Annotated in this window: 18 protein-coding genes; 9 read left to right on the forward strand and 9 right to left on the reverse strand. The window is 59.9% G+C overall.

Annotated elements, in window-relative coordinates; genetic code table 11:
- Positions 1–16 precede the first annotated feature (16 nt).
- From msub_RS06305 to msub_RS06320, 4 genes are all read right to left on the reverse strand, one after another.
- Entirely contained in the window at positions 17–1,618 is a 1,602-nt protein-coding gene (locus msub_RS06305; RefSeq protein ID WP_227506657.1) for a bifunctional GNAT family N-acetyltransferase/carbon-nitrogen hydrolase family protein, read from the reverse strand.
- 86 nt (positions 1,619–1,704) lie between these two features.
- The gene (locus msub_RS06310) at positions 1,705–2,457 is read right to left on the reverse strand and encodes an SDR family oxidoreductase (protein ID WP_197083867.1); all 753 of its coding nucleotides are present in this window, start codon (positions 2,455–2,457) and stop codon (positions 1,705–1,707) included.
- Between the two features lie 39 nt (positions 2,458–2,496).
- Positions 2,497–3,189 carry an SDR family oxidoreductase gene (locus msub_RS06315; RefSeq protein WP_048495229.1) on the reverse strand — a complete coding sequence of 231 codons (693 nt, stop codon included), beginning with the start codon at positions 3,187–3,189 and terminating at the stop codon, positions 2,497–2,499.
- A 65-nt stretch (positions 3,190–3,254) separates the two neighbouring features.
- Positions 3,255–3,581, reverse strand: coding sequence for a putative signal transducing protein (locus tag msub_RS06320; protein WP_264750604.1), 327 nt, complete (start codon positions 3,579–3,581; stop codon positions 3,255–3,257).
- 116 nt (positions 3,582–3,697) lie between these two features.
- On the opposite strand from msub_RS06320, the gene msub_RS06325 reads away from it, so the two are divergent.
- Complete coding sequence (locus msub_RS06325; protein ID WP_048495231.1) at positions 3,698–4,768, forward strand: alpha/beta hydrolase; 1,071 nt, start codon at positions 3,698–3,700, stop codon at positions 4,766–4,768.
- On the opposite strand, the gene arfB is transcribed toward msub_RS06325, so the two are convergent.
- Positions 4,765–5,178: an alternative ribosome rescue aminoacyl-tRNA hydrolase ArfB gene (arfB, locus tag msub_RS06330; protein ID WP_048495232.1), complete on the reverse strand. Its 414-nt coding sequence runs from the start codon at positions 5,176–5,178 to the stop codon at positions 4,765–4,767. The genes msub_RS06325 and arfB overlap by 4 nt on opposite strands.
- Positions 5,179–5,273: 95 nt before the next feature.
- Here arfB and msub_RS06335 point away from each other — a divergent pair, with 95 nt between their 5' ends.
- From msub_RS06335 to msub_RS06345, 3 genes are all read left to right on the forward strand, one after another.
- On the forward strand, positions 5,274–5,942 hold the full coding sequence (locus tag msub_RS06335; RefSeq protein WP_048495233.1) for an SOS response-associated peptidase: 669 nt from the start codon (positions 5,274–5,276) through the stop codon (positions 5,940–5,942).
- Positions 5,943–6,028: 86 nt separating this feature from the next.
- Positions 6,029–6,598, forward strand: coding sequence for a DJ-1/PfpI family protein (locus tag msub_RS06340; protein WP_048495234.1), 570 nt, complete (start codon positions 6,029–6,031; stop codon positions 6,596–6,598).
- Positions 6,599–6,643: 45 nt separating this feature from the next.
- Positions 6,644–7,024, forward strand: coding sequence for a ribbon-helix-helix domain-containing protein (locus msub_RS06345; protein ID WP_048495235.1), 381 nt, complete (start codon positions 6,644–6,646; stop codon positions 7,022–7,024).
- A gap of 26 nt (positions 7,025–7,050) precedes the next feature.
- On the opposite strand, the gene msub_RS06350 is transcribed toward msub_RS06345, so the two are convergent.
- Positions 7,051–8,070, reverse strand: coding sequence for an Acg family FMN-binding oxidoreductase (locus msub_RS06350; RefSeq protein ID WP_048495236.1), 1,020 nt, complete (start codon positions 8,068–8,070; stop codon positions 7,051–7,053).
- Between the two features lie 176 nt (positions 8,071–8,246).
- Here msub_RS06350 and msub_RS06355 point away from each other — a divergent pair, with 176 nt between their 5' ends.
- Positions 8,247–8,750 carry a C40 family peptidase gene (locus msub_RS06355; protein WP_048495237.1) on the forward strand — a complete coding sequence of 168 codons (504 nt, stop codon included), beginning with the start codon at positions 8,247–8,249 and terminating at the stop codon, positions 8,748–8,750.
- Positions 8,751–8,803: 53 nt separating this feature from the next.
- On the opposite strand, the gene msub_RS06360 is transcribed toward msub_RS06355, so the two are convergent.
- Complete coding sequence (locus msub_RS06360) at positions 8,804–9,424, reverse strand: LysE/ArgO family amino acid transporter (protein ID WP_227506658.1); 621 nt, start codon at positions 9,422–9,424, stop codon at positions 8,804–8,806.
- An 88-nt stretch (positions 9,425–9,512) separates the two neighbouring features.
- Between msub_RS06360 and msub_RS06365 the strand changes: the two genes are divergently transcribed.
- Together msub_RS06365 and msub_RS06370 are read left to right on the forward strand one after the other, a co-directional pair.
- Positions 9,513–10,391 (forward strand): LysR family transcriptional regulator ArgP, encoded by an 879-nt coding sequence (locus msub_RS06365; RefSeq protein ID WP_048495238.1) that lies wholly within the window; start codon positions 9,513–9,515, stop codon positions 10,389–10,391.
- A 67-nt stretch (positions 10,392–10,458) separates the two neighbouring features.
- Positions 10,459–10,878 carry a DUF2721 domain-containing protein gene (locus msub_RS06370; protein WP_048495239.1) on the forward strand — a complete coding sequence of 140 codons (420 nt, stop codon included), beginning with the start codon at positions 10,459–10,461 and terminating at the stop codon, positions 10,876–10,878.
- Here the strand turns inward: msub_RS06370 and msub_RS06375 are convergent.
- Both msub_RS06375 and msub_RS06380 read right to left on the reverse strand, forming a co-directional pair.
- Positions 10,869–11,483, reverse strand: a complete 615-nt coding sequence (locus tag msub_RS06375) for a CPBP family intramembrane glutamic endopeptidase (RefSeq protein ID WP_197083793.1) — start codon at positions 11,481–11,483, stop codon at positions 10,869–10,871. The two genes, msub_RS06370 and msub_RS06375, sit on opposite strands and share 10 nt — an antisense overlap.
- A complete protein-coding gene (locus tag msub_RS06380; protein WP_227506779.1) occupies positions 11,484–12,329 on the reverse strand; it encodes a crotonase/enoyl-CoA hydratase family protein in 846 nt (281 codons plus the stop codon). It lies immediately after the preceding gene.
- Between the two features lie 138 nt (positions 12,330–12,467).
- Here msub_RS06380 and msub_RS06385 point away from each other — a divergent pair, with 138 nt between their 5' ends.
- Together msub_RS06385 and msub_RS06390 are read left to right on the forward strand one after the other, a co-directional pair.
- Positions 12,468–13,436, forward strand: a complete 969-nt coding sequence (locus msub_RS06385; RefSeq protein ID WP_048495241.1) for a ribonuclease Z — start codon at positions 12,468–12,470, stop codon at positions 13,434–13,436.
- Between the two features lie 248 nt (positions 13,437–13,684).
- Positions 13,685–13,891 (forward strand): cold-shock protein, encoded by a 207-nt coding sequence (locus msub_RS06390; protein WP_008176018.1) that lies wholly within the window; start codon positions 13,685–13,687, stop codon positions 13,889–13,891.
- The last annotated feature ends 73 nt before the right edge of the window (positions 13,892–13,964 follow it).

Raw genomic sequence — 13,964 nt, forward strand, 5'->3', positions numbered from 1 at the left:
CTCCTGTCGGCTCGGGCTACTCACCACGCCAGGTCACGCTGTAAAGATCGTGACGGCGATCCTGAAGGTTTTTCACCGTACCACTGTTGCGGGCGGTGATCAGCACCTCCGGCCGCAGATCGGCGAAGGCGACGGTTTCCACATTGGGTTCTGTGTCGGCAGCAATACCGTCCCTGGCAAACGGGAAGTCACAGGGGGTGAGAATGCAGCTCTGGCCGTACTGGATTTCCATGTTCGGCACGTTCGGCAGATTGCCCACGTTGCCGGACATCACCACATAGACCTGGTTCTCCACCGCCCTCGCCTGGCAGCAGTATCGTACCCTGAGGTAGCTCTGGCGCTCGTCGGTACAGAAAGGCACAAAGATGATATGAACACCCTGATCAACCAGATGGCGGGTGAGCTCCGGAAACTCCGCGTCGTAGCAGATCAGCACGCCGATGGTGCCGCAGTCGGTCTCAATGGCGCTGACCCGATTGCCGCCCTGCACGTTCCACCAGAAGGCCTCGTTGGGCGTGGGGTGAATCTTGGGCTGGCTGAATACCTGGCCGTCCCTGAGAAAGACATAGGCCATGTTGCGGATGGTACCATCCTCTTCGCGCACCGGCGTGGAGCCGGCCACGATGTTGATATTGTGGCGCAGGGCCAGGTCCCGCATCAGTTCCCGGTAGCGCTCGGCGTAATGCGTGACTGCGGCGAAGGTTTCCGCCGGGCTGCCCTTGCGGGCCTCTATCGACAGCAGTTGCAGGGTGAAGAGCTCCGGAAACACCACGAAGTCGCCCTTGTAGGTGGAGACAACATCCACGAAGTAACGGACAATTTCGCTGAATTCGTCGAATGATCCCACCGGTCGCTGCTGGTACTGGACCGTGCCAATGCGCACGGTATCCCGCATCCGCTGGCCGTAGCGTTTGCGCCGCCCGTTGTGTTCCGCCTGCGGGACTTTCGGGTTGCGCCAGATCAGGTGAATGCCGTAGCCCATGGAATCGTGATCGGCATCGAGGTAATGGGGAATGATGCCGTGCACCGAAAAACCCTGCTGAAGCTGGAAGGACAGCACCGGGTCTTTCTGTTCCTTGCCCTGGATGGCCTCCACATAGGCCTCGACACTGCCGAACTTCTTCAGCCGCTGGCGCAGGCTGGGCAGGCGGCCGGCAAACACCACCCCTTGCAGGTTCAGAGACTGGCACAGTTGTTTGCGTTCGTTATACAACCGCTCGCCGATCCGGTAACCACGGCACTCGGGATCAACACAGACTTCCATGCCATAAAGCCAGTCGCCTTCGGGATCATGCCGCGAGGCGTAGCCGTTGCCGGTGATGGAAGTCCAGTCGTGAGCCTTCAGCGCCACCTCTTCGGCAATGCGGAAGGTGGCACAGTAACCCACGACGGTATCGCCCAGCATGGCGACGAACTGGCCGTCCGGGAAGGTGTTGATCTGCCCGGTCAGCGGCCCCTTGGTGTAGCCGTACATGCCAGTGCCTTCATAAACGCGGCGGCTGAGCTGGATGATGCCTGGGATATCCGCCAGGGTGGCATTACGAACATACAGGCGCTGATCAGGATCGGAAAACGGCGGGCACATAGACACCTCGAAAAGGCGTTGATTTGCCTTCATCTTTGGTGGCCGGGCGCGATTCCGTCAAGGGAAATCGGTCTGGCCAACGGGGGACGTCGCGCCCGGGGCAAAGCCCGGGCATCGTTTCAGTCCTCGTAGATCATCTTGCGCACCATGCCGCCATCTGCCACAAAGTTCTGGCCGGTAATGAACAAGGCTTCCGGCGAGATCAGATAAGCGGCCAGCGAGGCAATATCCCCGGGCGTCCCTACCCGGCCCGCCGGATGCTGCAGATGGTCCTCCTCGGAGAGCGGCTCAACCGATCCTGCGTCACCTTGCCAGGCCCGGGTATCAATCCAGCCCGGGCTGATGCAGTTAACACGGATCTCCGGCCCCAGGCTCACGGCCAGGGCGTGGGTGAGTGCCACGATGCCGCCCTTGGTGGCGGCATAGGCTTCGGTGTCCGGTTCAGACTGAAGTGCCCGGGTAGACGCCATATTCACGATGGCGCCCTTTGTTGCTCGAAGGTGAGGAACGGCGTGCTTGGTGACCAGAAACGGCCCGGTCAGGTTCACATCGAGCCGCCGCTGCCACTGCTCAAGGCTCAGGTCCTCCACCGGACCATTCTCCGGGCCGGCAATCCCGGCATTGTTGATCACCGCATCCAGACGCCCGGCCCAGGCGACTGTCTCTCTGACAATGCGCTCGACATCCGCTTCCGATGCCACATCGCCGGGCAGAAAGCACAGTTCATCATGCTCCGCGCTGGCAGCCAACTGCTCTCCCACGACTCTGTCGGTGTCACAGAACGCCACTTTCCACCCCGCGGCCGCAAGGTGCAGCACAATGCCCCGCCCGATCCCCTTGGCGCCGCCGGTCACCAGGGCAACACGATCCATTGGACTCAAAATAACCTCCGTTCTGGCTGCATTGCCGGCTTACTCAACCTTGGGCGTAGGCCGGACAAGAATCTCGTTCACATCCACATGGGCCGGCTGGGCCACGGCGTACATCACGGCATTGGCGATGTCCTCCGGCTTGAGGGCGTGGGCTGGTGGTTCGTCAAAGAACGGTGTATCCACCATGCCCGGCTCGATCAGGGTAACGCGGATTCCGGAACCACGCAGTTCCTCACGGACACCGTAACCGATGGCGGAAACCGCCCATTTGGTGGCGCTGTACATGGAGCCCGGAATCGTGACGCGGCCGGCGGCCGAGCCGGTCAGCAACAGATGGCCCTTGCTTTCCCGCAGCGCGGGCAGGCAGTGCTGAAGAGTCAGGCCAACACCGTAAATGTTAGTCAGGATCATGTCCTTCCAGACCTCCGGGTCAGCGCCGCTGAAGCCACCGGGCTCGCCACCCCGGCCGGCGTTGGCAAACACGGCATCGATGCGGCCAAAGGTCTTGAGGGCCTGGCCGACCATGCGCTTCTGATCGTCGCCATTCTGGACGTCACACTGCACGGTGAGCACCTTCGACTCGCCGCCGAGCTCCTGTTGCAGGCCTTTCAGCTTGTCTTCAGAGCGGGCTGCCAGTACCAGGCGGTAGCCCTGCCTGGCAGCCGCACGGGCGGTTTCTGCGCCAATGCCCGATGAGGCACCGGTAATGAGCATTACGGGTTGATCTGCCATAGCGTTCTTCTCCTGTCATGGAATGGTGTGGGAGGGGCTACGCCCGCGGGCGCCAGCCCGATCATTCAGTAGATCTGAAACAACAGCAGGCCGACAATAGCCAGGGCCAGCAGGAACCAGCGGGCGTATTGATCGGGGCGGTCGCCCTCGTTTTCCGTGAGCTGGCAGGAACTGCCGCCGGGGGTTGCCTCATATTCGGTGACCAGTTGGCGCGCCCGGTAGAGATCGTCGTCATGAACGTGCACATTGCTGAAGCCGGCGGTGCCGATTTCACCCATGGCACCCTGAAGGTAATGGCCGCCGACAAAGGCGTCGATGCCGTTGGCTTCGAGCAGCCCGGCCACGATATGCGCTTCGGTAATGTCTCGCGCCCGATAGGCAATTTGCAACACACGACTCCTTCTGTGACCGATCCGGGCAGAACCGGGGCAAATCTGCGAGTATTATCAGGACTCCCCGAAAGCATAGTTCGCCCCTCGCATTGGGGCCAATAACATACGGACTGCCCATGCTCTGGATTATTCTTGTCATCATCCTGTTGATCGTTGCCGCCACCCTGCTGCTGTTCCGCCTTGAGGATCTGTCGCATCTTGACCAGGACGACTACCCCGTTCGGCAGGGCAAACCCAGCGATGCAAACCGGGAGGTGCTGGGGCGCATCCGGGAACTGGGGCAATCCTCGAAGGGATTGCGCGGCAAAGCGCGGCTGGTGGCCCTGCGGAAACACATGGACGGGCTCAGTGAGGGGCTGACGCTTGCCTCCGAGATTCGCTATTGCGAATCGCCCCGGGGGGAGTGGGTCCTGGCCCCGGGCTGTGATACCCGTCGCCGGATTCTGTATATCCATGGCGGCGCCTGGGCCGCAGGCAGCCCCCGAAGCCACCGGGCGATTACCGATCGGTTGTCACAGATTGCCGGAGCGGCGGTGTTTGCGGTGGACTACCGCCTGATGCCGGAAAACCGGTTTATGGACGGTGTGCGGGATTGCCGCGGGGCCTATACCTGGCTGCTGAAACACGGCCCGGAGGGCCCCGAACCGGCCGACTTCATGATGGTGGCCGGGGATTCCGCCGGCGGCAGCCATACCCTGGCACTGCTTGCCTGGATCCGGGATAAGGGGCTGCGGCAGGCGGATGCTGCGATCGCCTTCTCGCCATCAACGGACCTGACCCTGACAGCGCCGAGCAATCGCAACAACATTGGTACCGATCCCTTGCTGGGGCCGGCCTTCGGAGGATTATCGAAAATCCCCCTGCCAGTCATCTGGTGGGCAACACTCGCAGCCTTCCGGGTTTCTCCGACCAGCCCGATTGCCTCGCCGCTCCGGGGGAACCTGAGAAACCTGCCACCAACCCTGATTCAGGCCAGCGATACCGAAATGCTGCTGGATAACGCCCGGCGCTACGCGGCACGGGCCGAAGCTGCAGGCTCCCCGGTCACTCTGCATACCTGGCACAGTATGGTGCACGTATGGCAGATCTTCGTGCCCTTGCTGCCGGAGGCAGAAGAGGCCTTCGATGACATCAGGCAGTTCCTGGAGCAGGTTGAATCAGGCACCGCGGCAAAGGCGCCGGCCTAAACCGGCACCTTGCCGCGAAGCGCCTTGGTTTTACCCTTTCTGGTTTTCTTGTCGACCCGCTTGCGCTGGGAGGAGCGGGTTGGTTTGGTGGGCCGGCGCGCCTTGCGGGGCTTCACCGCCTCCTGGATCAACTCCTTCAGACGCTCCAGCGCGTCCTCCTTGTTCAGCTCCAGGGTGCGGAAGGATTGTGCCTTGATAATCAGCACCCCTTCCTTGCTGATGCGCTGGTCATTGAGCGACATCAGCCGTTCCTTGTAGAACGGCGGCAGGGTGGAATGCGGGATATCAAAGCGCAGGTGCACGGCGGAAGCCACTTTATTCACGTTCTGGCCACCGGCGCCCTGGGCCCGGATCTGGGTGATTTCAATTTCCCAGTCAGCAAGTTCAACAGCGTTGGATAGTTTCAGCATCTGCTAAGGTTAACAAAATACGGACCCGCGGGCTTTGGAAACCGGGACTCCGTCGGGGCTCTCGTCGAGATTCAGGAAGGAAACCACCATCAATCATGTGCGGACGATTCACTTTTTACACGCCACCAGACACCCTGATCCTCGAGTATTTTCCCGAGGGTGTGGAGGTGGACGGCCAGTTTGACCCCAGCTACAACATTCCCCCTGGCACAGGCATTCCAATGATCCGCATGAGCATGAACGGCACCCTGATCATGGCACATTCCCACTGGGGATTCCGCCCGGCCTGGGCGGGCGAGAAGGCCCCGGCTCCGATCAATGCCAGGGCGGAAACTGCGGCAAGCTCGAAATATTTCCGCGACGCCTTCGCCCACCACCGCTGCCTGATACCGGCCAATGGCTGGTATGAATGGCAGCAGACGGAACATGGCAAAGAACCCCGCTACATCACGCCGGCGGATGCCCGGAAGTATCCGGCAATTTTCCTTGCCGGCCTCTGGACGCCGAGGGAGGGAGACGAAACCACGACCTGTGCCATCATTACCGAACCCGCCAGCGAGCAGCTGAAACACATCCATGACCGCCAGCCCGTAGTACTCGACCCGGCCTGCCTGAGGGACTGGCTGAACCCGGAAATCACAGACCGGGCCCGGGTGCGGGCGGTGACCCACCGCCTAGACAATACTCAGCTGAAAGCTGTTCCCGTTTCCGCGGAGGTGAATAACCCGAGGCATAACACGCCGGACCTGATTCGCGAGGCCTGAGGCCTGTAGTAGTCCTTTAATACCCGCTGCACCATCGCCGCTGCTACTGTTTCCGGAAATGGCACGACAAACACAAGGAGACAGCCATGAGCGGGAAGAAGATTCTGATGATTACCGGTGATTTCACCGAAGACTATGAAACCATGGTGCCATTCCAGGCCCTCCAGGCGGTGGGCCATACGGTTCATGCCGTCTGCCCGGACAAAAAGGCCGGCGATACCGTGGCTACAGCCATTCATGACTTCGAAGGGGACCAGACCTACACCGAGAAGCCCGGGCACAGGTTTGCCCTGAATGCGGATTTTAACGGGCTTGATCCAGCTAAGTACGACGCGTTGGTGGTGCCCGGCGGTCGTGCACCCGAATACTTGCGCCTGAACAAGGAGGTGCTGAACCTGGTTCGCCATTTCTTTGAAACCAACAAGCCGGTGGCAGCCATCTGCCATGGTGCCCAGTTGTTGGCTGCAGCGGGAGTGCTGGAGGGTCGCAAATGCTCTGCCTATCCGGCCTGCCAACCGGAAGTGGAATTGGCGGGGGGTACCTTCGCCGGTATCGAGGTTGATCAGGCAGTAACCGATGCTAATCTGGTAACAGCGCCCGCGTGGCCTGCGCATCCGGCCTGGCTGGCGCAGTTCTTCAAACTGCTCGACCAGTAACTCAGCAGGGGCCGGCACCGGCCCCGCAATCCATGCGAGGCCGTCATGTGCAAGCTTTTTATCAACGCCAACCCGGAGCTTTGGGTCAGCAAAACCCACTCACTGCGCATTGATGGCATGGTGACCAGCGTACGCATGGAAAATGCCTTCTGGCATGTTCTGGAGGAACTGGCAAAACGGGATGGTATGAATCTGCCCCAGATGATCACCCGGCTCTACCACGAGTCTATTGATGCCGGCCACGACCTCGGCAATTTCACCTCGTTTCTGCGGGTTTGCGCGCTCCGTTACCTTGAGCTGCAGCTGAGCGGCGACGTTCCGAGCGATACCAGGGTGCCCATCGCCTCCCTTGATGCCGACCGCATTCTGGGCGGCAAAGCCAGTAAACCAGTGCCGCCCGAGGTGGTTACCAAAGCCAGGCACTGATCGACGATCACTCGCTCTCTTCGGCGCTAGCGACGTTTGAACTGCTGCGTCTTGCTGTCTCCGTTACCCGGGGCTTCAACCACCTCCTGCAGATTGCGCCTTGGTACCGCCGGCAGATCAGTCGCAGGATAACCAAGTCTGAGGAGGATCTGGGGGAAGCCGGAGCGGCCGAGCAAATGCTGAAGTTTCGGCCGGAGTACCGCCACCTGGATCGGCTGGTTCAGGTATGAGGCCTGCAACCCCTGGCCAAGGGAGGTGAGCAGAACCCGCGCCAGAGCCTGGCCGGCTTGCAGCCAGTCCGCCATGCCGTCTCCGGAAGTGCCCAGGGCGGCAATTACCGGAGATTCATCCGCCAGTTGCCGGTCTTTGGCGCCAACTCCGTTTCCCATATCAAAGGTTCGCACCACCAGTTGGGCCACCGGCGCAATCATGCCCGGGACGGTTAGCCCGTCGCCTTTGCGGCGGGGATGCATCCAGGCCGCCAGTTCGCGCCGCCAGCTGGGGTTGGACCACTGGGAAGCATCGCCTTCGGCAACCAGTTCGGCCACCTGCTGACGATCCGGCTCCGATTCCAGCACCTGGAACCATGCACCTTCCGCCTCCGCCGCTTCGGCCAGTGCATCCAGCACACTGGCCGGCACCGGTTTTGGCTCGAAACGCTTGCGGTAGGTACGTCGCCGGGCAATCGCCTGGAACAGCTCAGCTTCGTGATCTTCTGATCCGGTAAAACGCTTAAACGATACCCGGGCCAGCAGATCTTCCTCTTCCGGGCTCGGGAGAAGTTCGCAGCTTGCAGCAAACCCCGCATGGGCAGCCGCAATCCGCAGATTGAACAGGGCGCAGCCGCAACTGATGGTAAGTTCCCTGTCGTCCGGGTCATTCACCGGCAAGGCCCGCAACCGGTCGGCAAACAGTGAAACGCCACTCTCGCTGACTTCAAACCGCCAGGGTTGGGTGTTGTGGCTGGACGGCGCCAGAACGGCGCTTTCCAGAATAGCGGCAAGGTCATCTGATGATATGGAATCCGGACGGCGTCCTTCGCTCATGGGCGACTCTCCTCGTTGGACTGATCCCAGACTATGCCCGCGGGTGGTAAAAAGATAGCCGGCAGGTGCAAGGGCATTCCAGGGGTACCATCTACAAAATCGCACGAATCGTAACCTGACATAGTCGTGTGCGAATAATACAGTGGAAGCAGAGGACACGAGCTCAGGGCTGCAAGATGTTTGATTCATTCCGGCACATTATTATTCTCGCCTTCATCACGCTCGCATTAGGCGGTTGCGCCAGCACCGGGCACCTGCAACAGGCGCGGTCAGACCAGCCAGGGCATTTGCCGCCTGCGGCAATCGAGGGCTCAGAGAAAGCGCAGAAACTCTGGCAGGTCTTCGAGCGGTACCGAGGTACGCCGTATGAGTACGGCGGTACCTCCGCCGACGGCTTCGACTGCTCGGGTTTCATACTCACTGCCTACCAGGAAGGCCTGGGCAAACAGTTGCCTCGAACCACATCACAGATGCTCGCCAGCGGTGAAGTGGTTCAACCCGGACAGATTGAACCCGGTGATGTGGTGTTTTTCCGGATTGAAGGCAAGGAGCAGCACGCCGGTATCTACATGGGCGGCGACCGGTTTATCCACGCCTCCACCTCAGCCGGCGTTACCCAGTCGTCGATCCGTGGTTACTACTGGAGCGGCCGCCTTACCCAGGCCCGGCGGTTTGACTGAGCCTGGCGGCCCTTGCCGGGACGCTCCGTAACGCCTCTCATGATATGCGCGGCCTAGAGCGCTTCTCCAAACGCAAGATGCAAGGCAATACCTGCCATCATCACGCCGATAACACCATCAATGATCCGCCAGGCCAGCGGCCGGGAGAGCACCGGCGCCAGCGCTGAACCGCCCCAGGCGAGCAGGCCAAACCAGAGAATCGAGGCGCTGCTGGCGCCGGCAACAAACGTTGTGGCATCGTCCTGCTGGGCACCCACTGCCGGAATTAACAGAAGCGTGTCGAGATAGACCTGGGGGTTGAGCAGGGTCACCGCCAGGGTGGTAAAGACCACCGCTTTCAGGCTCCGTTTTGTGACCTCCCCGGCTTCCAGAGCGGCCCTGCCGCGACTGGCACGGACGAAGGACTGGATGGCGAGCCAGCCAAGAAACGCCACCCCCAGCCAGCGGAGAATTTCCAGGGCCTCCGGCTTGGCCATCAGGGCCGCGCTGACGCCGAACATGCCCAGCGTGAACAGGGTGACATCCGCCACCATGCACAACCCGGCAGACCACCAGTGGTGTTCCCGGCGGATGGCCTGGCTCAGCACATAGGCATTCTGCGCGCCGATGGCAACGATGATGCCGCCGCAGACGATCAATCCGGTCAGGTAACTCTCCAGGTAACTTGCAAGCACGTCGGTGTCTCCTCGATCAATGGCGCAAGGTTACCGGTTTCTATCTATACTTGAAATTCATACTCATAATGCTGCATCAGTTTTACTTATGATTGATTACAAGCTTCTGGAAGCGTTGGCAACGGTTATTGAATGTGGCGGGTTCGAACGTGCTGGCCTTGCGCTCGGTCTCAGCCAGTCGGCCATCTCCCAGCGCATCCGTACCCTCGAGATCCGGCTGGGGCAACCGGTTCTGGTGCGCAGCCCGGTGCTCAGAGCGACACCGGCCGGACAACGCCTGCTCAACCACGTCCAACAGGTGCAGTTGCTGGAACGGGACCTGGCCAAATCCATACCGGCACTCTCGGAACCCGCGGCGCGACTGCGAATTGCCCTGAACGCGGACAGCCTGGCAACCTGGTGGGCAACGGCTGTGGGCAGTTTCTGCGCCGATGAGGGCCTGCTGCTGGACCTGGTGGTCGAGGATCAGGATATCGGCCTGCGCCGGATGCGTGAGGGAGACGTGGCGGCCTGCCTGTGCAGCAGCCCGCAACCCGTGGCCGGCGCCCGGTGTGTGCCCATCGGCACCATGACTTACCTGCCGCTGGCCGCTCCGGAATACGTGAGCCGGTATTTTGCTGAAGGGTTGAACGAAACAAGTCTGCAAACTGCCCCGGCCATCGTCTTCGGGCCCAACGACCAACTACAGCACCGGTTCCTGGCCCAGTGCGGCTACCATGGCAGCTTTCCCCACCACCTTTGCCCTTCGTCGGAAGGTTTTGTAAAACTGGCACTGGCCGGCATGGGTTACGGCATGATTCCGGAAATGCAGGCCCGCCCGGAAATTACTGCGGGGCACCTGATCAGCATTGCCCCGGAACAAACCCTGCAAGTCCAGCTATACTGGCATTTCTGGCGCCACGGCGGCGGTGTCATGGACCGCCTGACACAGGCTCTGCAAAGGGCCGGGACATTCCAGGCGTCCTGATCCGCTGCCCACAGGCATCGCCTGAAACTCATTTATCCGCCCATGAGCCCATGAAAGGAACCAACGATTGGATCTGACAACGCCTGCCCTGCTCTTCCCCGCCATTTCGCTTCTGTTGCTGGCCTACACCAACCGCTTTCTGGTGCTCGCGCAACTGATACGCCAACTCAAGCAAATGGACACCGAAGAGGACAACTCCCTGATCGCCCGGCAGATCGGCATGCTGCGCAAACGGATTGTGCTGACCAAACGAATGCAGGCCTTTGGCGTACTCAGTTTCTTCCTGTGTACGGTCTCCATGTTCCTGCTGTTTCTCGGCGCAGATATGCCGGGGGTAGTCGCCTTTGGCGCCAGCCTGGTGCTGTTGTCACTCTCGCTGCTGTATTCGCTCTATGAAATTCAGATCTCGACCAACGCCATCAACGTTGAACTGGCCAGCTTTGAAGCCAGGAAAAACGCCAGGCGGGAAGATCCCGATTATTCGTGAAACCGGCGACGATCGGCAGTGGTGACACCGAACCAACTGGGAAAACGGAGCAGGCAAAACAGGGCGATCATATCGTAGACAGCATGCCAGACCATCACCAGCAACAGGCTCTCCGAATACGCATAGACTGAGCCCAGTATCAGCCCAAGCCCGGTTGCCACCAGGAAATAGGTGAACGAGATATAGTGCACCAGTCCGAACAGAACCGAGGCTGCCAGCACCGCCGTCACCGGGCCGGTGTGCGCCATCAGCCAGCCCTGAACCGCGCCACGGAACAGCAGCTCCTCACCGATACCCGCCAACAGAGAGAGCAGAAGCAGAACCATCGGGGAGTAATTGGAGGCGAAGTCGTACAGGCCCTGCATCTGACGTTCAAGATTTCCCGGGAACAATCCAGGTATCTGCGTGAGCAGTAACAACAGCGCATAGGTACCGGCGGCGCCGACAACGCCATAAGCGAGGCTCGGCCACAGCCCCGGCCCCAGCAGCAACACCGGAATACCGAACACCAGAATACCAATGAGTCCAAATACCCCGATGCCCCCCTGAAACAGCAGGGCGGCGTTTGGGGAAATACCGGATTTTCTACGATTTCTCAGGGCCATTTACTGATCGAACAATGGCTTCACCGGAAACAGCGCATCGTACTGAGGTGCCTGCTTCCCGGCTTTGGCCTGGAAGGATTTCATCATGTCTGTCGGGCGGAACATGCCCGCCTGCCAGGTGGCCATGTACTTCAGACTGTCTTCCACGCTGTGGTCGCGGCTGTAATTGAGCATTTCCTTGCACCCGGTGACAGCCAGCGGGGAATTCGCGGCAATCTGACCGGCAATATCCATAACCGTTGCCAGCATGGATTCCTGGTCGGCATAAACGGCGTTCACGAAGCCAAGATTCTGTGCCTCTGCGGCGGAAAATTTGCGCCCGGTGTAGGCCAGTTCACGAACCACGCCTTGCGGCATGAGCTTGGGCAGGCGCTGCAGGGTGCCGACATCGGCTGTCATGCCCAGTTCGGTTTCCTTGATGGTGAAGTAGGCGTCTTCGGTGCAGTAGCGGCTGTCGGCGGCACAGACCAGATCCAGGGCGCCGCCGATGCAGCCACCGTGGATGGCCGCCAACACGGGAAGGCGAATCTGCTCCAGGGAGGTCAGGGTGTCCTGCAGTTGCAGCACTACCCGGCGCAGGTTTTCTGCCATGCGCCCGGGGTCACCATTCATGGGCACCGCCTTGGGATCACTGAATACGCCCAGATCCATGCCGGCGGAGAAGTGTTTGCCGGTGGAGGAGATCACAATCACACGGGCGTCGGTATTGGCCTCGATATCCTGCATGCAGCGGGGCAACTCAAGCCAGAACGCCTTGTTCATGGTATTCAGCGCCTCGGGGCGACTGAACTGGACATGGGCAATGTGATCCCTGACCTCAACAGAAAAACTCTCGTAAGCGGACAGCTCAGACAAGACAGCACTCCTTATGTATGTGTCGCAAACCGGCTCATTAGCGGTCGCCCCGGCTAATGGTTTCGCAATTCTGCTACCTTCGTATTATGTGAGACAAAGAAACGACACGTTAACCCGAAAAGGCCTGGTATGGAATTCACCTTCCTCGGCACCTCAGCCGGAACACCCACAAAATCCCGCAATGTGACCGGTCTGGCACTGAGCCACGGCGGACCGAAACACTGGTACCTGATTGACTGCGGAGAAGGCACCCAGCACCAGTTGTTGAGAACACACCATTCAGTGATGCAGCTGCAGGCCATCTTTATCACCCACATCCACGGCGACCACACGTTCGGACTGCCAGGGCTGCTAACCAGTGCGTCAATGCTCGGCCGTACCGCCCCTCTGTACCTTGTGGCCCCCAGTCCGGTGAAAACCTTCGTTGAGGCAGCCATCGGTAACAGTGACTCCAGCCTCAGTTTCGAACTGAGATTTGTGGATTCCGAGGCAGAGGGTTTCCACTGGGAAGACGACGCTTTCTCGGTTTCGACAGTGCCCCTGTCCCATCGCGTGTCCTGCCGGGCCTTCGTGTTCACCGAAAGGAATCTGGAACGTCAGCTGCTCCAGGACAGGCTTGACGCTGATGGCATCGAGGCCGGTCCGGCGTGGGGTCGGCTACAACAGGGCCACGATGTGGTACTGCAGGACGGGCGGCTTGCCCGTTGTGATGATTACACCCGAATTGCCAGAAAACCGCGCAAGGTTATTGTCGCCGGTGACAACGATCAGCCCGACCTGCTTCTGGGGGCGAGCACTGATGCTCAGGTGGTTATTCATGAGGCGACCTATACCCAGGAAGTCTCTGACCGGGTCGGCCCCTGGCCACAACACAGCTCCGCCGCCCAGGTAGCCCGCTTCGCCGAGGCCGCCGGTGTCCCGAACCTCGTGCTTACCCATTTCAGTTCCCGTTACCAGCTCAACCCGGATGCCTATCCGCACATTGGCGAGATCGAATCCGAAGCCAGGAGCATCTATCGGGGAAACCTGTATCTGGCCAGGGATTTTGCCAGCTATGATCTGGGCAGGGACGGCTTTCTCAGGCCCGGTGCCGAGTGAACATTCGGGTCCGCCCGACCTCCCGGTTTATGCCTACAAGAAATAGCTTTGCTTTTCCCGGAGGTAAGAGTACAGTGGGCCTCGTTGGAAAGATTTAGCAAAGCATTTCATCAATAAGACCGCTCAGTTGTAACAAGTAGCACGTCCTGTTTTTGATCACGCCAGTTTTTTGTTTCCGCATATCGCTGATCAGGCGTCACAAGATGATCTGACAGCACATTAAATGATTGAAATCAGGAAAGTATATTATGTCTACAGTTACCGGCAACGTTAAGTTTTTCAACGAAGCAAAAGGTTTTGGCTTTATTACTCGCGAGAGCGGCCCGGACGTTTTTGTTCACTACAGCGCTATTCAGGGCGGCGGTTTCAAGACTCTGGCTGAAGGCCAGCAGGTCGAGTTCACCGTTACCCAGGGCCAGAAAGGTCCTCAGGCGGAAAACGTAGTCGCTCTTTAATCTATAAAGAGATGCTCTGCAAATAGCAGACGACACGTTCAGAAAAAGGCAGCTTCGGCTGCCTTTTTTCGTT

The sequence above is a fragment of the Marinobacter subterrani genome, from assembly GCF_001045555.1.
GTDB classification, from domain to species: domain Bacteria; phylum Pseudomonadota; class Gammaproteobacteria; order Pseudomonadales; family Oleiphilaceae; genus Marinobacter; species Marinobacter subterrani.